Genomic DNA, 24,073 nt, shown 5'->3' on the forward strand with positions numbered 1-24,073 from the left:
TGGATACTCATTTGCGCGTGTTGTCGTACTAGATTGTTGCTCTGTTCTTTCCACTGTTGAAAGATCACCAACAGTTATGGCTTCACCTGTTAAAGGGTTTACCGAAACGATTAAATCAGCAATGCTTTCTGGTGAAGATAATGTACTTACAATACGTGTTGTTAACATCTTGCCATCATCTGTTGAGACAGGATCACCAGGAAGAGAAACATTATTGGCTTGAACTATTTGCACAATGTCTGTTTGTGTTAGACCTTTTTCTACTAGCTTTGCTTCATCTAATATGATTTGTATTTCCTCTATCAATTTGCCAGAAACATTTACACTAGCAACACCCTCTGTCCGTCGAAGCTCTTGCTCTAAGTCCTCCGCTAACAAACGCACATCTACATTTTTATTTTCAGCACGCAATGATAGTTGAATAATAGGGAATTGTGATGGATCAAATTTTAAGAAGCTAGGCTTCCCTGCATCATTTGGCAGTGGTGTCATATCTATTCTTTGAAGAATATCAAGTTGGACATCTTCCAGGTTCGTAGACCAATTGAACTCAAGTACAATTAAATTAGAACCTTCTTGAGAGGTTGATTGGATTTTTTTGATACCTGGTAAGGTGGCAAGTGTAGCTTCTAAAGGCTTTGTTATCTTCTCATTTACCTCTGCTGGACTTGCACCAGGATAAGAAGTGACAACAACACCAATAGGGGGATTTAACTCTGGAATTAGTGTAATTGGTATTTTTAATAAAGATACGCCTCCTAGTAAGATGACAAGAAGCATTGTAACAATAGTAAAGACGGGTCTTTTAATTGAAAAATGACTAATATTCATATAAACAAACTCCTTTTTCTACCTCTTCCTTTCAGGATAGCCGAAAAGGAGATTATTTTATAAATAGACTAAGCTCCCTTCGAGTAATTTGTGTAATATATTTCCTCATACTGTTTTATTCTACAAACAGTGTCAATTTCCCTTGCAAAAAAACACGAATCGCAAAATTGTCGACTCGTGTTTCACTATTATAAAAGACTATATAGTTTAATGTTTTCGTTTTTATCTGCAAACCAACGCATAGCAAATTCATTTTCAAATAGGAAAACAAGATTGTCAAATCGGTCTTTCACTAGCATAGATCGACCTGAAGACATAGACTCTTTCACGTCCTCTTCATTTTCAATCCAACGTGCAATTTTTGAACCAATTGGCTCCATCTTCACTTCAACATTATATTCATTCTTCATGCGATGCTCAAATACTTCGAATTGTAATTGACCAACTGCTCCAAGAATAACTTCCTCTGTATGCAATGTTTTATAATATTGAATGGCGCCCTCTTGTACCAGTTGTAAAATCCCTTTATGGAATTGCTTCGACTTCATAACGTTTTTCGCTGTGACACGTACAAATAACTCTGGTGTAAATTGTGGTAATTTCTCAAATTGGAATGTTTTCTTACCACCTACAACCGTGTCACCAATTTGATATGTTCCTGTATCATATAAACCGATAATATCACCAGCAACGGCTTCATCCACAGTCTCACGGTCATCTGCAAGGAATTGTGTAGATTGTGTTACTTTAAATGATTTACCTGTACGAGATAGTGTCATATTCATACCACGTTCAAATTTCCCTGAAACGATACGTACAAAAGCAATACGGTCACGGTGTGCAGGATTCATATTCGCTTGAATTTTGAAAATGAAACCTGAAAACTCTTCATGTTCAACAGGGTCAATAAATTGCTCATCTTCCGTAATTCTAGGTTGTGGTGTCGGTGCAAATTGTAAATACGTTTCTAAAAATGTTTGCACACCAAAGTTTGTTAATGCTGAACCAAAGAAAACAGGTGTCAATTCCCCACGACGAATTTTTTCCTCTGAATATTGATTCCCAGCCTCATCAAGCAACATAATATCGTCCATTGCTTGCGAATAGTAATAAGTTACTTTCATCGGGTGCTCCACAGCAAGCTCTCCATTGTCGTCAATTGGTAGGAAACGTTCAGCTTCTTCCGTACGGAATTGCTCTATGCGCTTATTGTATCGATCATAAATACCAAGGAACTCTTTACCCATACCAATTGGCCAGTTCATTGGATAGGCATGGATTCCAAGAACTTCCTCAAGCTCTTCAATTAGCTCAAGTGGCTCTTTCCCTTGACGGTCTAATTTGTTAATAAATGTAAAAATAGGAATACCACGCATTTTACAAACTTTAAATAGCTTTAATGTTTGTGCCTCGATCCCTTTGGCAGCATCTACTACCATGACAGCACTATCAACAGCCATTAATGTACGATATGCGTCCTCAGAGAAATCTTGGTGACCAGGTGTGTCTAAGATGTTTACTCGTGAACCGTTATAATCAAATTGCATAACTGAAGAGGTAACTGAAATCCCACGTTGCTTTTCAATTTCCATCCAGTCAGATGTTGCAAACTTACCTGTTTTTTTCCCTTTTACTGTCCCTGCGTCACGAATGGCGCCACCAAATAGTAAAAGCTTTTCTGTAATCGTCGTTTTCCCAGCATCAGGGTGACTGATGATGGCAAAAGTACGACGCGATAGTATATCTTTTTCTAAATTTGAATTCATCTCGTCATTCTCCTTTTTTCATACTTAATAATAATAAAAGAAGACTTGCCTTTCGTACAACCTTTTTACATGAAATCTCCAAAAAGAAAACCCTTTAGTTACAACTAAAAGGGTTTCCAAGGATTTTCTCTTTCATTAAACGAATTTTAATCGGCCAGCTTCTATTGCAATTTCTGCATCACTATGTGGGAATTTTGTATTCTCAATGATTTGATAATCCTCATGGCCTTTTCCAGCAAAAATAATCATGTCTCCAGGTTCTGCAACCTCTATGGCATGACGAACAGCCTCTGCACGATCGCCAATACATGCATAATTATCATGAAGCATCCCTTTAGCAAGATCACTTGTAATACTATCATAGTCTTCATAGCGTGGATCATCTGTCGTCAAAATAACATACTCCGCAGCTGACGCTTTCTCAGCCATCGCAGGACGTTTTGATTTATCCCGATTACCACCTGTTCCAACTAAGAATATTAATTTGCCCTTTTTATAAGGCTGCGCTGCTTCAATCGCTTTTTCAATCGCGTCTGGTGTATGAGCATAGTCAATAAACATTTGCACTGGAAGATCTGAACATACTTTTTCCATACGTCCTTTGACAGGTGGTAGTTGTTCAATTTGCTCAATAATAGTTTCCATAGAATAACCTCGTGCATAAAATGCAACCATTGCCGCCAACACATTGTAAATATTGAATTCACCAAGTAAATTCATTTTCACACGATAAATTCCCTCTGGCATTTCCACATCAAATGATGTCATATAATCGTGATATTCACAATTAATGGCACGGAAATCTGCCGTTTCGTTTTTTAAACCATATGTCCACACTGGAAATGGTGTCATCGCTGCATACCGCTCTGACCAGGCATCATCTGCATTTAACACAACAAATTTATTCTTTTCTAAATCTTGTCCAAGTTGGGAGAATAATAAGCCTTTTGCATGGCCGTATTCCTCCATCGTACCATGGAAATCAAGATGATCATGCGTTAGATTTGTAAAAATAGCAACATCATAATCAACACCTGCTAAACGTCCAAGTGCTAACCCATGTGATGAAACCTCCATTGTCATTAACCGACAGCCTTCCATTTTTGCTCGAAAAATCATTTGCTGTGTCGATAGCGCATCACTCGTAGTATTGGCTGATTCATATAAAATACCATTTAAATTAAAGCCAATTGTACCAGATAGGGCGGATTTTTCACCCATCCCATGCATGATATTTTGTATAATCCCTGTGACGGATGTTTTACCATTCGTTCCAGTTACCCCAATCATCGTAATGTCCTTAGAAGGATAATCAAAGAACTTTGCTGCAAGTAAGCCTACTGCGCGATCTGTATCTTTTACAATTACTTGTGCAATCGACTCTCCTAATGGTAATTTTCGTTCCGTTACCACAATTGTTGCGCCACCATCAACAGCTTTTTGTGCATAATCATGCCCATCCACTGTGTAGCCTTTGATACAAACAAACATGCTATTTGGTTGCACACTTCTAGAATCCACTACGATATCACTAACTTGATCTGGCAGTACGCCAATTATTTTTTTCAAAGGTAATGCGCTTAACAATTCCTCTGCATACATTTCATAGTCCTCCAATCAATCTCTACACTCATGTCATCATTTTTGAACATTCGACAAAAAACGACAATATGAATCCCCCCACGTTCTATTGAACTTATTTTACTACTTATTTCACGATAAATAAAATGCCTCCGGTCTGTTTTTTTAACGAAAACGCTTTCATTTGAAGAAAAAATCCTATTTTCCTCGAAATTTTCATTTATAATCACAAATCGGCATTTTTCGACATTTGAAGGATGGTTTATTAGAGAACAATTTTACATGCACATGAGGCTTATAAAGGGAGACATCCAAAGATATCTCCCAAATTAATCTATTTCATAATGGATCGTACAATTTTCACTTTTTGTTTATACGGTGGGAACAATACATTCGTCTCGAGCTTGGAGGATTTCTTTAAGATAGATTTAGGGTGTGTAAAGTTTTCAAAGCTCGCTTTCCCATGGTAAGCTTTCACGCCAGATGGTCCAACGCCACCGAATGGTAAGTGTAAATTTCCAACATGGGTGATGGTATCATTTATACATCCCCCACCAAATGGTAATTCCTCTAAAAAATATTGTATTGCTTTTTCATGTTCCGAGAAGAAATACGCCGCTAAAGGCTTTGGTAACTGACGAATTTGATGAATTGCAAGTGGTAAATCATTATACATCATCACAGGTAAGATAGGACCAAAGAGTTCTTCTTGCATAGATGGACTTGTCCATTTTACATATTCGATGATTGTTGGCTCAACATATAAATCATCACGATCAATTCTTCCACCAAATGTAATGGCATCGCGTTCTTCCCTAATAATTTGCTGTAGTCGATCGAATTGTCTTAAATTCACAATCCGACCGTAATCAGGACTTTTCAAAGGATTTTTGCCATAAAACGAACGGATAGTTTCTTTTAATATTTTCATAAAGCGGTCATAAACATCTTTATGAACAAGCAAATAATCGGGTGCCACACACGTTTGTCCAGTATTTGTGAATTTGCCCCATACTATTCGCTTCGCTGCTACTTCAAGGTTAGCTGTTTGATCGACAATCGCTGGACTTTTACCACCAAGTTCTAAGGCAACTGGTGTCAAACGTTCTGCCGCTGCCTTGGCTACTACTTTTCCTACAGCTACGCTGCCTGTAAAAAAGATATAATCAAATGAAGCATGAATCAGAGCTGTAACTTCTTCTTTCTCACCTTCAACTACACGTACAAAGGAAGGATGGAATGTTTCTTCAATTATTTTTTTGACGATAGAAGCTGTGTGTACAGATGTTTCTGACGGTTTCACAATTGCTGTATTTCCTCCAACAATGGCACCAATCAGTGGCTCCATTACGAGTTGAAAAGGATAATTAAAAGGTCCAATAATTAAAGTAACACCATATGGTTCACGAACGATAAAACTTTTACCCATCTGATATTGAATCGGTGTTTTAACTGCTGTTGGCTCCATCCATTCTTCCACATGCTTCACCATATATGAGATACTATCTAATACAATACCAATTTCTGTTGCATAGGTTTCGAATTCACTTTTACGCAAATCTAAATACAACGCGTTCAATATGTCCTTCTCATATTTTAAAATGGAAGCTTTTAATTTCTTTAACTGCTCTTTTCGAAATTTCGCACTTTTCGTTGCGCGAGAAAAATAAAATTGACGTTGCTCTGTTATCATATTTTCCACATCTTGAGACGTAAAATTCATCAATAAAGCACCCCTTTTTTAAAAATGGCATACATAGTTTTTTCGTTTTGAAACAAACTATCTTTGTCTATACGATACAACATCGAGAGGCAAAAATCCTCTTTCTGCATCAGGGGGTGAACTGGCTTTATGTCAAAATAAATGTTTTAGTTTTTTCATCTCGGGAAATATACAACTACATATTAAAACCGAAACGGGGGCGTAGATGAATGACAACAACAACTGGAACATGGTGGGAGTCCATTTTTTCTGGACCATTATCACATGGAATTTGTGAAGAAAAGATAGCGCTATTGCAAGATGAAGCTTTCTTATATCTCTCTACAACACCTGTAGAGAATGATGAAAATTCAGAAGTTAATTAAAAAAAGCGCATTATAGGGAGGACTATCCTTATAATGCGCTTTTATCATGTTTAAATACTGCTAATTCGATTGTGCGGGTATTCGCCTCGCTTCCGCGGGTATTCCCCTCACTTCCGCGCGTATTCGCTTCGCTTTCGCAGTATTTGCCTCACTTCCGCGGGTATTCACTTTACTTCCGCGCGTATTCGCCTCGCTTCCGCGGGTATTCGCCTCACTTCCGCGGGTAATTGCCTCGCTTTCGCGGGTATTCGCTTCGCTTCCGCGGGTATTCCCCTCGCTTCCGCGGTATTCGCTCCGCTTCCCCAAGTATCCAATCCTAACGTCTAAAGATATTTAATAAATATTTCGTTGCCAAAATCGTTGTTGAGCAATGGCATCTACAAACTTTTTTGCAAAATCTTTATTACCAGTAGCTAACACAATACCTGGCCCTACATTAGCATTCGACATATTGAAAAATGTTGTGCCAGTTGTAGCGAAACCTATTGGCTTATAATGACGATAGGCTTCATTTATATAATTGACGATATACGTATTGAATTTTGCTTGATTACTTCCCTTAACACCAACAACATATAACGAGTCAAATAATACTGCATCGGTTGTGATAAAGGTGTCACTTGCCGTTAATTGAACACCGTTATTACCTGTGACAACACCTAAACGATCAGAGATAATACTGTAGCGTACACCTTGTCTTGTTAAGTATTTTAATACTTCACCGACCTCATTGGCATCAAAGCCATCCCCAATTAAGACCCCTACTTTAAGTGTGTATGGTAATTTAATCGTATTGGCTTGACTAAGTGCAGGTGAGGAGGCTGTAACCTTAGACTGTTCTCCAGTAGGGCGATTTACACCGACATTGTCCGCAACAATTGTAGCCATTTCTTTATCCACACGGACAAACATATCGACTACCTGCTGTCGAACTGCTTTGCTTTTTACTTTTCCAACTTCAAAGCTAAAGGCATCGATAATATGTTGTTTTTCGGGTGGGGACATACTGTTCCAAAATAGTCTTGCTTGTGAAAAATGATCATCAAAGGATTTACTTCGTGCTCTTGTAATTCGTCCCTCAACTTTTTCCTCATAATGAACGTACCCTCCTTCTCGTGCAGTAGAGGTAGCAGGCGTATTATTTGCTAGGGAATTTTTATGATAACTAACTCTTCCTAAGTTAATTGTCTGTCGACTAAAGCCATTTCGCTGATTATTGTGAACGGGACAAATCGGGCGATTAATAGGAATTTCTGTAAAGTTAGGTCCCCCTAAACGAATCAACTGAGTGTCTAAATAAGAGAAGAGTCGACCTTGTAACAGTGGATCATTGGTAAAGTCAATGCCTGGAACAACATTCCCTGGATGAAACGCAACTTGTTCTGTTTCCGCAAAGACATTATCCACATTGCGATTTAATGTCATCTTGCCAATTTTTTTCACCGGTACAAGTTCCTCGGGCCAAAGCTTTGTCGCATCTAAAATATCAAAATCAAATTTAAATTCATCCTCTGGTTCAAGTATTTGTACACCTAACTCAAACTCCGGGTAATCTCCAATTTCAATGGCTTCCCATAAATCACGTCGTTGAAAATCGGGGTCCTTCCCAGCAATAATTTGTGCTTCATCCCACACGAGAGAATGCACACCTAACACAGGCTTCCAATGGAATTTAACAAATCTTGATCTTCCTTTATCATTAACAAAGCGGAATGTATGCACACCAAATCCTTCCATCATGCGGAAGCTTCTAGGAATTGTTCGATCAGACATATGCCACATAATCATATGGGCAATTTCCTGATTGTTCGCCACAAAATCCCAAAACGTATCATGGGCTGAGGCTGCTTGTGGCATTTCATTATGTGGCTCTGGCTTGACAGCATGAATTAAATCAGGAAACTTCATGGCATCCTGAATAAAAAAGACTGGAATATTATTCCCTACTAAATCATAATTTCCTTCATCCGTATAAAATTTCGTTGCAAACCCGCGTACATCACGAGCTGTATCCATTGACCCCAAACTCCCTACTACTGTCGAGAATCTGACAAAGACAGGCGTTTTCTTTTTGGTATCCTGTAAAAACTTTGCCTTCGTATACTCTTTCATCGATTCATACAATTCAAATTCACCGTGCGCCGCAAATCCTCTTGCATGCACGACACGCTCTGGAATACGTTCATGGTCAAAATGGGTAATTTTCTCTCGAAGATGAAAATCCTCCATAATGGTTGGTCCACGAACTCCAGCTTTAAGGGAATCCTCATCATTGGACACCCTTAGCCCTTGATTCGTTGTCATTTTTGTTCCATCGTTCTCAACACGAAACGGCTCTAATTGATGATCCTTGGCATTTCCCTCTATATTTTTACGTTGATTTGGCTTTGAGTTATCCACGCAATCCCCTTTCAGTCATTACTACTATCGCTCCATATCCACTATATGTTTTTAAAAAATAAACATGCCTTCATTCGACAAAGCTCTCCTTCAAAAATAAAAGAGTAGGTTTCTATTCAAAAATAGAAAACCTACTCATCCTTAAAATATGTATCGTATCATTTCATGTATGTTACAGTAGGGGTTATCACGGCTCTCCGTCTTTCGAAGAGCCATCATGTCTGTGCAATTTTTAATGGCTACCTCATGTCGTAATGCTATGGGCGCAATGACGGACTCATCAGCCTTATGACGAAAATAACGACTGACGCCTAGATGCTGTTCCATTTTGTCATTTAAGACCGCACGAGGATACTTTTCTGTACTGTCAACTTCCTCAAAGTGCAAGAGTAACCACAATTCAAATGCTTCATTTGTATAGGCAATATGAATATTTTTTTCCGCGCAAAATTGATTGACTTCCTCTAATTGCCTTTCGGTTAAATCATCCTTATCAAATACAATCCAAACCTCATCAAAATATTGATAGCTAGAATCTCGATAAGCATGTTGAGCAAGCTTAATTGCGGAACGTTTGACGTTTTTTATTTTGACACTTACCATTTTAGAGCGTTTTAATATACGCATTTGTTCAAAATAAATTCTTTCTGTTTCACCTTCACAATAAATTAAAACGGTTTTACGTAATGTTCGGCTCCCTTGTTGACGTATTCTCACGGCTCCGATACCTCCGCTTCTTTTAAGTATTGGTCAGATAAATACTCATTGATGATAGGCGTTGCACCAAATTCCCCTTTTAGATAACGTTTTGCATATGAAAGATCTCCACGTTTCTTTTGTAAGTCTGCAAAATCAAATAAAGAGTACAGCTCCGATTCATTTTTAAAACTTTTATTCACAAACCAAATTTGGTCTGAGCGCAGCGGCTGATCTAGCAGTTCTATTTCATGACTGGTCACAATAAATTGATTATTCCTATTACGATGGCTGTTCATAATAGCCATTAAAAACTCACAAATTGATACATGGAATGCCGTATCAAATTCGTCTATCAGAATCGTCTTTCCTTTATCGTAAGCATCCACCATTACACAAGCTAAATGTAGCATTCGCACTGTACCTTTTGAATCCATTGTCCAATTAATCGTTTCTGTCCCTAACGGTGCACCGACTTCGTCAAATGATAAATAATGTAAATCGATATCTACTTCTTGAATGACTTCTGATGAATCAAATTCATAGCCGATCGTATTTTTCTCTCTGCGTTCCACACGTCTAGCTGTGACGTCTTGGATTGACAGATCTGCAATTTTTAGTAGTTTGATTACTTCCTTTTTAAAGGGTTCTTCTTCAAGTTTACGAATCAGAGGATGACTTGATAACCGATTTGCTTCATCAAGAAACAGAATTTTATGTAAAAACCAATCGAATATTTTTAAAGCATCTGGATCATTAAATACATGTAATACTGACAAAAAGGCGGTATTGTTGCGAGTATATTTTGTCAATTCCTGTGCTGTTGTTTGGGCTGTTGTATACGCATACTGTGTACCATCCCATTGTCTACTAAACAACTCCTCTTTTAATGACTTGCTTGTTTTCACAAGACGCTCATAGAGAACTTGTGATGCATTGTACTGGATTTCATAATCATATAAAGCCCCGTCTAAAAAAAGTGATATCATAAATTCTGTTGGTTTACCTTGCTGCCGCCCTAGCTTAAATGGTTGATAGGGTAGACGTAACTGTTTTACATTATTTAAATTTTCAAAATTAAATAGTAAGGTACGTAACACTTTTATAGCCGTAAATAGATTAGATTTTCCACTGCCATTTGGACCAAAAATAAATGCACTTTTCACAAGGCGCAGTGATTCAAACTGCATTGTGTGGGTATCCTTCCATTTTCGCAGACGACTGCCCGCTACCATTGAAAATAATGTATCATCTTTATAACTTAAGCAATTTTTTACTCTAAAATCTACAAGCATCCGTAAACCTCCGTCCACAACCATTTCTTTAATGAATTATTATACTATAGACATTGAAAAAGACATATTACGCAATGTAATATGCCTCCATTTTGAAGCGCCTTTAGCCACTTTTTTGTTGAATTTCTGCTAGTCTTTCATTTTCGATTGCTTGCAATGTACGTTCAATTCCCTCTGCAAAAGAAGTTTTAGGTCTCCAACCAATGGCCTTGGCCAATTTATCATTATTTAAGAAAGAATGTTCAATATCTCCTTCTCGTGCTGGGGCATATTGAATCTCAAGTGGATGATTTAAATGTTGGAGAAGTAAAATAACTTGGTGAATAGACCAAGCTTCATTTGTGGAAACATTATACGTACCTTGTAAACGGGCGGATACACCAGCATAAATAGCATCTGCTATATCATCGACATAAATGAAATCACGCGTTTGTTCACCATCACCATAAATGGTAAAGGGTTTCCCCTCCATACTGCTTTTTAACATACTTGGGATCACTGCTGCGTCGCCTTGCATTGGTTGTCTTGGCCCGAAAACATTAGCGAATCTGTAAATAAGAATAGGTAAACGATAATCTTTTTGCCATTTTTCACAATAGGTTTCGCCAATGCTTTTATTTAATCCATACATAGATATTGGTTCACAGACATCTGATTCTTCTAATGGCGGATAATGACTATCCCCATAAACAGCTGCCGATGAGGCAAAGACAAAGTGCTGAATTTTATATTTGGATGATAAAAAAAGCATTTGGCTAAGTCCAACTATATTTGTCAAAATATCTTTTACTGGCTCTTGGATGGATTGTTGTACGCTCGTTTGTGCTGCACAATGGACGACCACATCAAAGTGAATTTCTTTAAAAAGGTGTTCACAAACCTCATCCTCTACATTTAAGAGATAGGATTTATGCTCAAAGTCAACATTTCGCAAATGACCCGTACTTAAATTATCAATAATATAAACCGTGGCACCTTCTTCAAAAAAACGCCTTCCTACCGCACTCCCAATAAAACCATAGCCACCTGTCACTAATACATTCATCCTATCGCCCCCAAAAACAATATGATGATTTATATGCAGTATTTACTAAAAATATGCAAGAAACTTATTTGATAGTAATTTTTCCCACAATAGTATTACTAGACATTTTATTTAATAACCTTCTATGTTTTTATATAAAAAAAGCATGCTTGAATATTATTTCAAGCATGCCCGAATCCCTATTATTAAGCTGGGTTAATTTCTAATTCAACAGATACTTTAATATCTTTACCAACTAGAACTCCACCAGTTTCTAAAGCTGCGTTCCAAGTTAAGCCAAAGTCTTCACGGTTAATTGTTGTTTCAGCTTCGAAACCATATACTTCTTGACCCCATGGATTTGTACCTTTTCCATTGAACTCTGTATCAAATGTTACTGATTTTGTAACGTCTTTAATTGTTAAATCACCAGTTACTGCATATTTATCGCCTGATTTTTTAGTAATGTTTGTAGATTTAAACGTAATTGTTGGATATTGTTCAGCATCAAAGAAATCTGCTGCTTTTAAATGATTATCGCGATCCTCACTACGCGTATTAATGCTTGCTGGATCAATTGTAAAGCTAATGTTAGCCGTTGTTAAATCTGCAAGATCTGTTGCTTCAATATCTGCTGAGTAGCTGTCAAATACACCTTTAACTTTTGATACCATCATGTGCTTCACTTGAAAGTTAATTGCTGAGTGTCCTAAATCAATATTCCATTTTGCCATTTTAAATTCCTCCAATAAGTTGATTTTATCTCGATTTCGAGATATATTTTAAAATATGAAGCAACTACATAATTTATGTTACCCAAAATTTAATAGGATAAACATTTGTAGTTACTTTATTGTAAGAAACGAATGTAATTAATTACTTTCTGTAACCTACTATATATTAATAATTAAGTTACGTCAAGTAATTAAATAAAATTATTTAAAAAGGATGTCCGAATTTTCGGTACATCCTTTATCTTAGATTTTATTGCCTTGTACTATGAGACGATTCTCACTTTCCATCTTTAAATTTAAAATGATACATTATTTACTTAGCAAAAATCTCAAAAATACCTATCATAATAAGCAACCATCCTGATATCGCTGTTGAATGCTTACCAATAAACGTTTTTGAAAGTAAAGAGCCGCATCGACTACCCACTCCCACCGTTATAAACGAGAACACACCAATCGAAATAACAGTCCAAAGGGCAGATATACCATTAGCTCCAATAGCAATGCCTCCTGCTAAACAATTCGCTGATAAAATGAAGCCTAGTGCCATCGCCTCTCGAGTTGAAATCACTAAGTTTTTATCTTCATCAAATAATTCAGGATTTCCAGCTATCCGTTGATTAGAAAAATTTTTGGACATCAAGGTCCATATACCAATTACACACAATAGTAAACTTCCTAATAAATTGGCAGTATGCGGTGAAATATATTCAACAACCGTGCTGCCAGCTGTTACTGCAACATATGTGATAATCATTGACATGATAGCAATCACAGCATTTGATAAAATCGGAATTTTAACTTGTTTAACTCCATAAGCCAAGCCAATCCCCAAATTATCTAAATTTGCTGCAATTCCTATTAGAATAATGGTAACCCAATGCATACTAAGCCTCCTCAAAGCCCAATCTCCATTTTCACCTATCATATGTTAACGCTTGAAATATTTATGGGCAGCCCAATATAGCTTTCGTCGAATCTCATCTTAAAGGCTGAGTTATTTGAAAATTGCAATTTGACAAAAGTAACAACTTGTATATAAACTTAAGTTGTTACTTGTTAATTTAATTTTCACTAGAAAGTAAGAAAGGATGGTAAGGGTATATTTATGAGATATTTGAAATTATGGAAAATAGGATTAGCTATAGCATGTCTACTAGTTTTAACTGCATGTAGTTCAGCAGGTGCAGATTCAAAAAGTAGTAATAAAAATGCAATAAACTTAGCCTATGTTGAATGGGATACTGAGGTAGCTTCTACCCATGTAATAGGACAAGTTTTAGAGGATTTAGGATATGAGGTGACATTGACACCACTCGATAATGGCATTATGTGGGAAGCACTTGCAAACGGAGAAGTCGATGGTATGGTATCTGCCTGGTTGCCCCAGACACATGCCCCACAAGTAGAGAAATACAAAACTAAGATTGATAATCTAGGAGAAAATCTAACGGGTGCAAAGATTGGCTTAGTTGTTCCGAGTTATATGGATGTAGATTCAATTGAGGATTTAACAAACCAAGCTAATCAAACTATTACTGGTATTGAGCCAGGAGCTAATATGATGGCCACAACGGAAAATGCTTATAAAGAATATAAAAATCTGGAAGGCTGGAATGTATTGACCTCTTCAGCTGGGGCAATGACGGCTGCCTTGAGTCAAGCCATCACTAATAATGAAGAAATTATCATTACTGGCTGGTCACCACACTGGATCTTTAATGCATACGATTTAAAATATTTAGACGATCCAAAAGGTTTATATGGTACGGAAGAGTATATTGGTACCTTTGCTCGCAATGGCTTAAAAGAAGATTCCCCTGAAGCCTACAATGTCCTTGATCGTTTCCACTGGACCCCCGAGGATATAGAAAGTGTGATGTTTGATATTATGGAGGGAATGAGTGCCACGGAAGCTGCAAAAAAATGGATTGACAACAATCAGGACAAAGTAGCCGATTGGACACAAGACGCAAAAGCATAAATGAAAAAATCCATTTACTAATCACTAGTAAATGGATTTTATGTTGTTAAAAAGGATGGTGTCACTAGCAAATAAAGAACGTTTGGCAAGGACTAGTTGATTTTTGTTCCTTTTTAGTCAATGACTTCTGGATGGAAGCCATCTTTTTGGAAGTAATCATCATGTGACCAAATATTTAACTTTGCCTCTTGTGCCTTTTGTTGAATAGCTCTGAAATCATCTTCAAATGTATTATTTGGTTTATGGATATAACGTACAACAGCAAGACCTTCATCTAATAAGGACTCCTGCAAGAGCTAATTTTCTGTTTCGGTTCCAACAACATTCGCCTCATTTTTTTTTACAGCATTTAGCTGGGCATCGCTTTTTTGAGGAAACAGTCATGAGAAGTTGAATTTTCCGTTTGGCACCATTAATATTAGTGGCTTTCTTATTAACTTTTTTTAACCCACCACTTATTATTATAGTAGGAAATTCTTTAAATAAATATTTTATATTTGTACATATTTTACCTAGACTATGCCCTTTATGATTTTTCAAGGTAAGAATTTTAATTGTTGTATATTTTTCTACATTTTAAAATGAAGAGGTGTATTTAATGAACCTAAATCTCAAAGCATTGTTTCCTTCATATCAGTATTATCGAACAAAACCAACTCAGCTACCAAATAGCACTTTCATTTTCTATCATCATCAAACTAAAGAATGGTTTTCTGTCTCCAAGCATGAGGTTACACAGCGAGATTACCAATGGCTTACCGTTTTCTATACTGAAGTTACCTCGTCACTATTTCAGTCATCGGATACTTGGTACAACTTTATTTATTCAAATGGTAACATACCATCTAATTTATCCTTTAACAAAGCTCGAATTATTCAACTAACTTTTATAAACGAAAACCCTCCTTTAGAGGAATTAAAAGAAGCACTTTATAATTTTTTTCAGGAAGATACGATATTAATACAAGTTGCTACTAATCATTTTTTACTTATGGAACCTGCGAGTCGTTCAATGAATGAGAAAGAAGATTTCATCGCACTTATTCGTACCATTGAAACAGATTTTTATATCAGAATCCATTTGTATGTGGGTGAGTATTATGAAATCAACAAAGAGTTCCCAATTAAATTCCAAAGAGAAGCTCAATGGTTCAAGGAATGCTTAAATTTAAGATTCGCTGAACCTTATTATTCATTTCAATCAATATTTCCTATTTTTTTAATACAACAATTGCCTGTTTCTATACTAAAATTTATAGAAGAACAAATTATTATACCTTTGAAGTCTGACAAAGAATTACTTGATACTGTTAAAACTTTTTATGAATGCGGTTTAAATATTACGTTGACATCCAAGGAACTACATATGCATCGCAATACATTAACTTATCGTTTATCAAAATTCCAAGAAATTACGAATATTAACACGAAAAATTTAGATGGTGCTATACTTGTTTACTTTGCTAGTTATCTTTGGTCATCTTTACAAAATGCACAAAATTAATTGACTGAAAATTATGCATTTTAAACATTGGTTTTCTTCTTCACTTTCTTTAAACTGTAAAAAAAGAACAAAGGGGATTGAACATGGAGAAGATTATACTTAATAATATTTATAAAATATATGACGGTGGTGTAACGGCTGTATCCGACTTTAATTTAACTATTCAAGATAGAGAGTTTATTGTACTTGTTGGTCCCTCGGGTTGTGGGAAATCAACAACATTGCGTATGATAGCCGGCTTAGAAGAAATTTCAGAAGGAGATTTTTTAATTGATAACAAGAAAATGAATGATGTGCCTTCAAAGGAACGTGATATTGCAATGGTTTTTCAAAACTATGCACTCTACCCACATATGACGGTATACGACAACATGGCATTTGGCTTAAAGCTTCGAAAATTTTCAAAACAACAAATTAAGGAACGTGTCCACAATGCTGCAGCCATTCTTGATTTAGAAAATTATTTAGATCGCAAGCCAAAAGCTTTATCTGGAGGTCAGAGGCAAAGAGTCGCCCTAGGTAGAGCAATCGTCCGAGATGCTAATATTTTCTTAATGGACGAGCCATTGTCCAATTTAGATGCAAAACTACGCGTACAAATGCGTGCAGAAATTACCAAACTTCATCAGCGTTTAAAAACAACTACAATTTACGTAACACATGATCAAACAGAAGCAATGACAATGGCAACACGCCTTGTTGTGATGAAGGATGGTATTGTTCAACAAATCGGTACGCCTGAAGAAGTATACGGCTTACCTGAAAATAAATTTGTTGGCGGTTTTATAGGCTCTCCATCAATGAACTTCTTTAAAGGGGTTTTCCATGAAAAGGGATTTCAAATAGGTAATATTTTATTAACTATTCCAGCAGAAAAATCTAAGTTATTAAAAGAACAAGGCTATTTACAAAAAGAACTGATTCTCGGCATTCGTCCGGAGCATATTTATGAAAATTCTTCAGTAATTTCTGAACTGCCCCTATCGTCTATCGAAGCTATTATTGAAGTATCCGAATTAACGGGTGCTGAGCTGATGTTACATGCACAGTTAAATGGACAACCCTATATTGCACGTGTTAATTCTGATAAAAAAATCACACAAGGTCAAGTCGTAAATCTACTAATTGATATGTCTCGAGCGCATTTCTTTGACTTAGAAACAGAAAAACGGATTCGTTAGGAGCAATAAATTGCACAAGTATTATCTTCAAAGATAGGGATTCAGACAAATTGTCTGTTCCCCTTCTTCGACTTTTTCAACTTAAACTGGTTTACAAGTTGTGCTGGTCCAATTTTAGAAAATAACCAATAATTATTTTCACAACAAATATTTTTCCCTTTCTAGATGAAACTTTGCTAGTACTTTTTATTAGAAAAGACAGAAATTAATCAACAAAAGCTTTGATAATAAAATTCTAACTATTTTAACAAAGATTCAAATGCTACCTCTTGTGAAATAAAATACAATTTTCTACACATTATAAAAAAAGATATAAATCCTATTAGCTTCAGCAATAAATAAAAAACCAACTTTCTCATTACTTTTGAAAAAGTTGGGTTAAATTTTCTTATTCGTGTAAATCTCTATTTTCCTTAAGTATCTTTAAGGTAAAATCTATACTATGCTTTTTTATTTCAAGGCTGCACCGTATAGTCCAGCATCACTTTTATGAATACTGCTACCTATAATTTGTTCTTTTCCCTCAAAAGGTGTGTTTAATAATCGTTGCTGAATCTTTTCTTTAATCTGCTCTATAATTTTCGGGTGGTGATTAAAAAAACCTCCACCTAACACTATGCTATGAGGGTCAAGCATCAAAATCATTTGATGCAATTGTTTAACCATGCAATAAATTAATTGTTGCAAAATCTTATCGATGATAGGGTCTCCTTTGTAATAGAGTTCCATCATATCTTTTAATCGGATTTCCGAATTCCCCAGTAACGTTCTTCCCAACTTTTCTATAGCAGGTCCTGCGACACTTTCTTCTAATGTTTCTCCATTTTTACCTACGATATTAAAACCTATTTCACCAGATAATCCTGTTCCTCTTAGAAATTCGCCATTTACTACAGTACAACATGATATTCCAGTACTTAATGTTACATATATCATTGTTTCTTTACTAAATCCTCTAGCATTATATTCTCCCCAGGTTGCCATGTTAACATCGTTATCAATCATTATCTGCGCATGTGCAAAAATTTCAAACAAACGCTCATAAATCGGGAAATTACTCCACGGTATATTATTTTGATAAACCGCTAGACCTTTTTGTATATCAACAATCCCAGGTACACCAATACATACTTTAGAGACTTCATTAAATGAAATTTGCTTCTCTAAACAGAGAATTTTAAAACTATCAATTAAACACTGGTATAAAGCTTCCCTATTTGAAACGTCACTAGGTACATCTCTTTTAATTACTAACTGCTGGTTTTGATTGAATAAAGCCGTGGCTAATTTTGTTCCACCAACATCTGCTACTAAGATATTACCCATTATTCCACCGCCAGTCCCTCGCTAGAAATTTCAATTTTCTGAAAGTAAAAGTTATCCTTATGCCTAAAATTCAATGACTATGCGTTTGTTATGATAGATTTACGACTTGCGTTAAGTTACGTGGCTTATCTGGATTACAACCTTTAAATATAGCACTTTGATAAGCTATTAGTTGGAAGTATGGAACAGCTTCTACTAGTCTATTCAAATCATCTACTTGATTTGATAAATTGAGAATTAAATCTGCTTGTAATTCTTTTGAAACTATACCTATGACAACAACAAAACCTCCAAGCTTTTGAATATCTTTTATTAATGCCTGATCATATTCCTTAGTTTCATTTTGTGTAAATAAAATCACAACTGTTTCATGATCTACAATAGAAATTGGACCATGTCGGAATTCTAAATTTGAGTAGCTTTCGCATTCAGTTTGTGTCATTTCCTTAAGCTTTAATGTCGCTTCTTTAGCCAACCCATTATATGCACCTGATCCTAAAAATATAAAACGTTTTTTTGTGGCATCCTCTGTTACCTGTAATAGCTGTTTTCCATTACCTAATGCCGATTTAACAAGTGCAGGAATTTTTTCTAGTTGTTCCATCATATCCGTTCGTCGGCTAATTTTCGCTGCATATAATTGGAGAGCATATAACATATTAGAAAATGATTGAGTCATTACAACACTTTTTTCTGATATATCATTTAAAGCGATTAATTCATCTGTCAATTTAGCCATAGGAGTGCCACCATTACATGTAACTGCCATAGTACGTATTTTTTCGTCACCTTTTAGATGTTCTAATGACATAATTATTTCCGAAGTTGTTCCGGAACGTGAAATTCCAATAATAAGATACTTTTTATTCTTTAGAATATACGTTTCAGTGTGTAAGAATAATTCAGATGCAGGTACTGCAATAGCAAACTCTCCAGTAACAGCTTGATAATAACGTGCTGCTGCAATAGCTAAATAAAATGATGTACCACATCCGGTGAATAGAACTACATCTACAGCACTTTCATTAAATGTAATTGATTGAACAATATCTTTTGTTTTTTCTAACTTTTGATCTTGTGTCATAATCTCATTGTAAGTGTACATAAACAAATCCCTACTTCTCTTATATTTTAGTTATTTGTATTTCGTCTAAGAGTCTTTCAACAGCCTCTCGTTGTACTTTAGCAATCTCTTTATTCTCTGCATTCGCAGAACCACATGCGACAGCCCATTTATATGCCTCTGTATGGTCTGCACCAAGAGAGAGTTTATAAATAAGCCCTCCTAAAAAGGCATCGCCACTTCCAACTGTATTTTCAACATGTATTTGTGGTGCATTAACTTTGTAAATCCCTAACGAATTAACAAATAAAGCACCTTGCTCACCCAATGAGAAACACACATGTTCAATTCCTAATTTTTGTAGTTTTATACCAGCTTGAACTAAGTCTTCTTGAGTCAGAACTGACTTACCAATCAATTGAGCAATTTCATCCTCATTAGGCTTAATAATGAATGGTAATGCCTTAACACCTTGTCTCAAAGCATCTCCACTTGTATCAAGTGCGACTCGAATACCCTTTTCCTTTAATAAATGGATAATTGTCGCATATGCTTTTTTTTGTACACCTTTAGGTAAGCTTCCTGACAACACAAAATAAGTGGCATGTTCGGCTTGTTTCACAACCCAATTAAGCATTTTCTGCCATTCATGTTCTTGAATAGTTGGTCCTACCTCTAAAAGCTCCGTCATTTCCTTCGTTTGCTGATTAATAATGGTTAAACAAATTCGATTTTCTTCCTCTATTTGTATGAATTCTGTTTGTAAATTTTCGTCCTGTAAAAGTTCAGTTATTTTACTCCCGTTTAATCCGCCTACAAAACCGCCAATAGTCACTTCACCACCAAGTGCTACGATAACACGGGCTACGTTAACACCTTTCCCCCCACCTTGTTGTGACTTCTGTAATACACGATTAGTCTGACCAACCATTAAAGAATTTACCTCATGCACTTTGTCAATAGCAGCGTTTAAGGTTAATGTAGTAATCATTTTTGTAACATCACAATCTTTTGCTCTACTAATTCAATTAAAGATTCACGTGCTGGAAGGAAATATTTTCTTGGATCATTTTCTGTTGGATTATCATTAAAAAAAGCTCTTAATTGCTCAGCAAACAAGTCCTTTAGTTCCGTAGAAAAATTAACTTTTGCAATGCCATAATTCAAGGATTTACGCACATCTTCTTCTGGCACTCCAGATGCTCCGTGCATGACTAAAGGAACATTTGTAGAACGATAAATTTTTTGTAAAAGATCAAATTGCAATTTTGGCTTTTGTTTATACTTACCGTGTGCTGTACCAAATGCTGGGGCAAATGATTGAATTCCTGTAACCTTCACAAAATGTTCTGCTTCCTTTGGATCAGTAAAGAATGCAGTCCCCTCATTTACGCTCAAACTATCTTCGACACCACTGATTGTCCCCAACTCCGCTTCAACAGGCACATTTAAAGCACTTGCAGCTTCTACTATTTTTTTAACCAATATAATATTTTCCTCATAAGGTAAGGAAGAACCATCAATCATCACAGAGGTATAACCTGCTCGTAAACATTCCATAACAACCTTATAAGACTCACCATGATCCAGATGTAATGCTACGGGTACTTTTGCCTGTTCAGCTGCTGTTTTTGCAAGTGCAATCATATAAGGCATCTCTACATATTTATAGGTACTTGAAGTTGTTTGCAAAATTACAGGTGCACCTACTTTTTCTGCTCCAGCAATTACTGCTTTTATAATTTCTAAATTATGTGCCCCAAAAGCCCCTATTGCATAGTTATTTTTATAAGCGTCTTCTAACATTTCTTTAGTTGTCACTAATGGCATAATAGAATTCCTCCCTCAATGGGTTGTTGGTATAATTGAAAATATAAAAAGATTAAGCAAGCTATATTAATTTAATTCCGTATAAAATCGACAACGGTCTCCTCTTACAATCGAAATACAGAATTCAACTGGTTTTCCTGAAGTATCAAATGCAGTCCGTTCCAATAATAAAGCAGGTTTTCCAACATCTGTTTTCAATAAGTGCGCTTCATCTTTATTAATAAGTACAGGTTCAAAAGCTTCTCTAGCTCTTACAACAATAACGTTAAACCGTTCTGCTAATAAGCTGTATAAAGAAGAAGTAGTTACTTCTTGTAATATTTCACTATCCTTAATAATGCTTAAAGGTAAAAATGATGATTCCAAAATAATGGGTTCATTATCTGCAAATCGCAAACGCTTCATTTCTACCACTTGTTCGTTTTCCTCTAATTCTAAATTGATTCTAACCTTAGTCGAGGGATAAACCTTCTGTATGTCTAACACTTCATCTCTAGGATTTAAACCTTTTTCCTGAATCATGCGACTAAAACTGTAAAATCCACCAAGAGATTGTTCAAGTCTTGGCTTCGAAACGAAAGTCCCTTTTCCTTGTATACGATATAATTTCTCTTCCTTTACTAATTCCTCAATTGCTTTTTTTACTGTATTTCGGCTAACTCGAAACATTTCCATTAACTGATTTTCTGAGTCAATTTTATCACCCGGTTTCCATTCACCTGATTGAATTTTCGCAAATAAAATTTGTTTTAATTGGTGATAAAGTGGGATTACACTGGATTGATCTAACAAATGCATCTTTTTTCCTTCCTTCTCTAGGTTTTGTAATCAATATACCATCTATATAAAAAGATGCCTATTGATATATCAATCCTTTTCAAAGGCAAGTTTCCCTAAGCAAAAAGTTTTCTCCACTTCTCCTTCTTCATTCAACCAAACAACATCTGCATCTTTTCCAACAGCAATAGACCCTTTACGATTGTCCAACCCTAAATGGACTGCTTGGTTCAAAGAAACAAGACGAATTTGTTCAACGATTGAAAGTGAAAGACACTCTTCTATGTTTTTCCTTGCCGTATTCATATTCAATACACTCCCTGCTAAGGATCCCGTTTTATGTTGAATACATTGATTATTGATTACTTCTACTTCATTGCCGCCTAAATCATACATACCATCTGGCATTCCCTTTGCACGCATACCATCTGTAATAACTAGCAAACGGTGTAAGCCTGTCATTTTGTAAACCATTCGTAGTAAATCTTTATGAAAGTGGATATTATCTGGAATTACTTCAATATACACATCTTCTGATAAAAGTACTGCTCCTACAACTCCCGGATCACGATGATGAAGACCACTCATACCATTAAATAGGTGTGTTACATGAGTAATACCAGCTTTTAATGCATGGATTGCTGTATTATAATCGGCGTCAGAGTGACCAATAGATGCAATAACACCTATACTGTTTAACTCTTGAAGTAATGCAAAGTTGTTATCTTCCTCAGGTGCAAATGTAACAAGACAAATTAATTGAGTGGACTTATCGTACAAATATTTAAATTGTTGTACATTTGGCTTTAAAATAAATTCTTCTGATTGAGCGCCTTTTTTAGCTCGATTAATAAATGGACCTTCTAAGTGAATTCCTAACATTTCAGCTACTGCTGTAGGTTGATTGTTATAATAATAGGAAAGCGCCTCAATAGCCGCTTCAATTTCTGACAAAGGGCCAGTCATCGTTGTTGCTAAAAAAGCTGTTACACCTTCACTTGCTAAATGCTTTGCAATTTTAGAATAACAAATATGGTCAGCATCCATAAAATCATGTCCTAAAGCACCATGTACATGGATATCGATCATTCCTGGAATAATATAGCCTTCTAGTCGACAATCTATCACATTCTCTATCGATGCTAGTTGAGGACAGTTTTCCATTATATCAATTTCAGCGATTTTTCCATCTAATAATTCAAGGAATGCATTGTTTAAAATTTGATTTTCCAAAACAATATTAGCATTAATAATAAATGTGCTATTCATGAGGTTACCCCTCCCCCAGAACAGTTTGATAGATGGGTTTGTTCCTCTAATTCTAATTCTTTCTTAAACATCTGGGATGATATCCAAGATAAAAATAATGCAGTTAAACTAATACCAAAAAACGGTAATAGGCCAGGAATCAAACTATAAATTTTATATAATATAGCAAGTCCTACGATAGTGCTAATCATTTGTAATGGATAAGCTATACTAAATATGATCGAAGCAGTAAAGTACCGTAATGTTGGCAAATCATAATAGGTGTATAATTGGAAAATATTAACTATAATAATACCGAAAAGAATACTAATTGTAATAATCGAAGTTAGTAACAATAAACCAAGTATGCCATGAAATGATGTGATAATTTGGAAGTTAATAGATAAAAAATATCCAAAAACCAGTAAGATAATACCTATTTTATTGGATGGAATAAATTCTACTTTATATGTATTCCAAAAGATTTTAACTAATCGTTTTAAGACATCTTCCCCTTGTAACCTTTTACGTAAAGTGGTAAACATTGCGACGGTTGCTGGGGATATTCCAAATAAAACAAGTCCAAGTAAAGTGAGGCCTGTCCATAATAACTGTAACACTGCTAACAATGTGATCCACTCTACTACCCAGTACAATTTTCCTTTCCATCCTCCAAATACCATGTACTTTACCTCCTAACGATAGAGATTCAATTCAAACACAACTTTATATCATGCATATTATA

General features: G+C 35.7%; 22 protein-coding genes. 4 read left to right on the top strand and 18 right to left on the bottom strand.

Annotated elements, in window-relative coordinates:
• The 4 genes from RT445_RS00750 to RT445_RS00765 all read right to left on the bottom strand — a co-directional run.
• Window positions 1–831 (bottom strand): efflux RND transporter permease subunit (locus RT445_RS00750; RefSeq protein WP_313469342.1); only part of this gene is annotated, 831 nt, incomplete at its 3' end.
• Window positions 832–1,019: 188 nt separating this feature from the next.
• Window positions 1,020–2,597 carry a peptide chain release factor 3 gene (locus RT445_RS00755; RefSeq protein ID WP_313469343.1) on the bottom strand — a complete coding sequence of 526 codons (1,578 nt, stop codon included), beginning with the start codon at window positions 2,595–2,597 and terminating at the stop codon, window positions 1,020–1,022.
• A gap of 135 nt (window positions 2,598–2,732) precedes the next feature.
• Window positions 2,733–4,199, bottom strand: a complete 1,467-nt coding sequence (locus tag RT445_RS00760; protein ID WP_274795729.1) for a UDP-N-acetylmuramoyl-L-alanyl-D-glutamate--2,6-diaminopimelate ligase — start codon at window positions 4,197–4,199, stop codon at window positions 2,733–2,735.
• 313 nt (window positions 4,200–4,512) lie between these two features.
• A complete protein-coding gene (locus tag RT445_RS00765; protein ID WP_313469344.1) occupies window positions 4,513–5,901 on the bottom strand; it encodes an aldehyde dehydrogenase in 1,389 nt (462 codons plus the stop codon).
• 209 nt (window positions 5,902–6,110) lie between these two features.
• Between RT445_RS00765 and RT445_RS00770 the strand changes: the two genes are divergently transcribed.
• The gene (locus RT445_RS00770; protein WP_274795727.1) at window positions 6,111–6,266 is read left to right on the top strand and encodes a hypothetical protein; all 156 of its coding nucleotides are present in this window, start codon (window positions 6,111–6,113) and stop codon (window positions 6,264–6,266) included.
• Between the two features lie 333 nt (window positions 6,267–6,599).
• Here RT445_RS00770 and RT445_RS00775 read toward each other — a convergent pair whose 3' ends face one another.
• From RT445_RS00775 to RT445_RS00800, 6 genes are all read right to left on the bottom strand, one after another.
• Window positions 6,600–8,666, bottom strand: coding sequence for a catalase (locus tag RT445_RS00775; protein WP_312504807.1), 2,067 nt, complete (start codon window positions 8,664–8,666; stop codon window positions 6,600–6,602).
• A 141-nt stretch (window positions 8,667–8,807) separates the two neighbouring features.
• The gene (locus RT445_RS00780; RefSeq protein WP_274795725.1) at window positions 8,808–9,383 is read right to left on the bottom strand and encodes an RloB family protein; all 576 of its coding nucleotides are present in this window, start codon (window positions 9,381–9,383) and stop codon (window positions 8,808–8,810) included.
• Complete coding sequence (locus RT445_RS00785) at window positions 9,380–10,657, bottom strand: AAA family ATPase (RefSeq protein WP_313469346.1); 1,278 nt, start codon at window positions 10,655–10,657, stop codon at window positions 9,380–9,382. Before RT445_RS00785 ends, RT445_RS00780 begins: the two co-directional genes overlap by 4 nt.
• Window positions 10,658–10,760: 103 nt before the next feature.
• Window positions 10,761–11,702 carry an NAD-dependent epimerase/dehydratase family protein gene (locus RT445_RS00790; RefSeq protein WP_312504810.1) on the bottom strand — a complete coding sequence of 314 codons (942 nt, stop codon included), beginning with the start codon at window positions 11,700–11,702 and terminating at the stop codon, window positions 10,761–10,763.
• 185 nt (window positions 11,703–11,887) lie between these two features.
• Window positions 11,888–12,415 carry a YceI family protein gene (locus tag RT445_RS00795; RefSeq protein WP_274795722.1) on the bottom strand — a complete coding sequence of 176 codons (528 nt, stop codon included), beginning with the start codon at window positions 12,413–12,415 and terminating at the stop codon, window positions 11,888–11,890.
• Between the two features lie 313 nt (window positions 12,416–12,728).
• Window positions 12,729–13,301 carry a manganese efflux pump gene (locus tag RT445_RS00800; RefSeq protein ID WP_274795721.1) on the bottom strand — a complete coding sequence of 191 codons (573 nt, stop codon included), beginning with the start codon at window positions 13,299–13,301 and terminating at the stop codon, window positions 12,729–12,731.
• 222 nt (window positions 13,302–13,523) lie between these two features.
• Here RT445_RS00800 and RT445_RS00805 point away from each other — a divergent pair, with 222 nt between their 5' ends.
• The gene (locus RT445_RS00805; protein ID WP_312504814.1) at window positions 13,524–14,399 is read left to right on the top strand and encodes a glycine betaine ABC transporter substrate-binding protein; all 876 of its coding nucleotides are present in this window, start codon (window positions 13,524–13,526) and stop codon (window positions 14,397–14,399) included.
• A gap of 113 nt (window positions 14,400–14,512) precedes the next feature.
• On the opposite strand, the gene RT445_RS00810 is transcribed toward RT445_RS00805, so the two are convergent.
• Entirely contained in the window at window positions 14,513–14,692 is a 180-nt protein-coding gene (locus tag RT445_RS00810) for a thermonuclease family protein (protein WP_313469349.1), read from the bottom strand.
• Window positions 14,693–14,997: 305 nt separating this feature from the next.
• Here RT445_RS00810 and RT445_RS00815 point away from each other — a divergent pair, with 305 nt between their 5' ends.
• Both RT445_RS00815 and RT445_RS00820 read left to right on the top strand, forming a co-directional pair.
• Complete coding sequence (locus RT445_RS00815) at window positions 14,998–15,903, top strand: PucR family transcriptional regulator (protein WP_313469351.1); 906 nt, start codon at window positions 14,998–15,000, stop codon at window positions 15,901–15,903.
• An 83-nt stretch (window positions 15,904–15,986) separates the two neighbouring features.
• Window positions 15,987–17,084: an ABC transporter ATP-binding protein gene (locus tag RT445_RS00820; protein ID WP_313469354.1), complete on the top strand. Its 1,098-nt coding sequence runs from the start codon at window positions 15,987–15,989 to the stop codon at window positions 17,082–17,084.
• A gap of 450 nt (window positions 17,085–17,534) precedes the next feature.
• Here RT445_RS00820 and RT445_RS00825 read toward each other — a convergent pair whose 3' ends face one another.
• The 7 genes from RT445_RS00825 to RT445_RS00855 all read right to left on the bottom strand — a co-directional run bounded on the left by RT445_RS00825 (window position 17,535) and on the right by RT445_RS00855 (window position 24,011).
• Window positions 17,535–18,410: an ROK family protein gene (locus RT445_RS00825; RefSeq protein ID WP_313469356.1), complete on the bottom strand. Its 876-nt coding sequence runs from the start codon at window positions 18,408–18,410 to the stop codon at window positions 17,535–17,537.
• A gap of 88 nt (window positions 18,411–18,498) precedes the next feature.
• Window positions 18,499–19,494, bottom strand: coding sequence for an SIS domain-containing protein (locus tag RT445_RS00830; RefSeq protein WP_313469358.1), 996 nt, complete (start codon window positions 19,492–19,494; stop codon window positions 18,499–18,501).
• A 40-nt stretch (window positions 19,495–19,534) separates the two neighbouring features.
• The gene (gene pfkB / locus RT445_RS00835) at window positions 19,535–20,464 is read right to left on the bottom strand and encodes a 1-phosphofructokinase (RefSeq protein ID WP_313469360.1); all 930 of its coding nucleotides are present in this window, start codon (window positions 20,462–20,464) and stop codon (window positions 19,535–19,537) included.
• Window positions 20,461–21,303 carry a class II fructose-bisphosphate aldolase gene (locus tag RT445_RS00840; RefSeq protein ID WP_313469362.1) on the bottom strand — a complete coding sequence of 281 codons (843 nt, stop codon included), beginning with the start codon at window positions 21,301–21,303 and terminating at the stop codon, window positions 20,461–20,463. Before RT445_RS00840 ends, pfkB begins: the two co-directional genes overlap by 4 nt.
• Before the next feature lie 66 nt (window positions 21,304–21,369).
• Window positions 21,370–22,101 carry a GntR family transcriptional regulator gene (locus RT445_RS00845; RefSeq protein ID WP_313469364.1) on the bottom strand — a complete coding sequence of 244 codons (732 nt, stop codon included), beginning with the start codon at window positions 22,099–22,101 and terminating at the stop codon, window positions 21,370–21,372.
• Window positions 22,102–22,170: 69 nt separating this feature from the next.
• Window positions 22,171–23,349 (bottom strand): N-acetylglucosamine-6-phosphate deacetylase, encoded by a 1,179-nt coding sequence (gene nagA, locus RT445_RS00850; RefSeq protein ID WP_313469366.1) that lies wholly within the window; start codon window positions 23,347–23,349, stop codon window positions 22,171–22,173.
• The gene (locus tag RT445_RS00855) at window positions 23,346–24,011 is read right to left on the bottom strand and encodes a YesL family protein (RefSeq protein ID WP_313469368.1); all 666 of its coding nucleotides are present in this window, start codon (window positions 24,009–24,011) and stop codon (window positions 23,346–23,348) included. Before RT445_RS00855 ends, nagA begins: the two co-directional genes overlap by 4 nt.
• Window positions 24,012–24,073 lie beyond the last annotated feature (62 nt).

It is taken from the genome of Lysinibacillus sp., from assembly GCF_032093475.1.
Lineage (GTDB): Bacteria > Bacillota > Bacilli > Bacillales_A > Planococcaceae > Lysinibacillus > Lysinibacillus irui.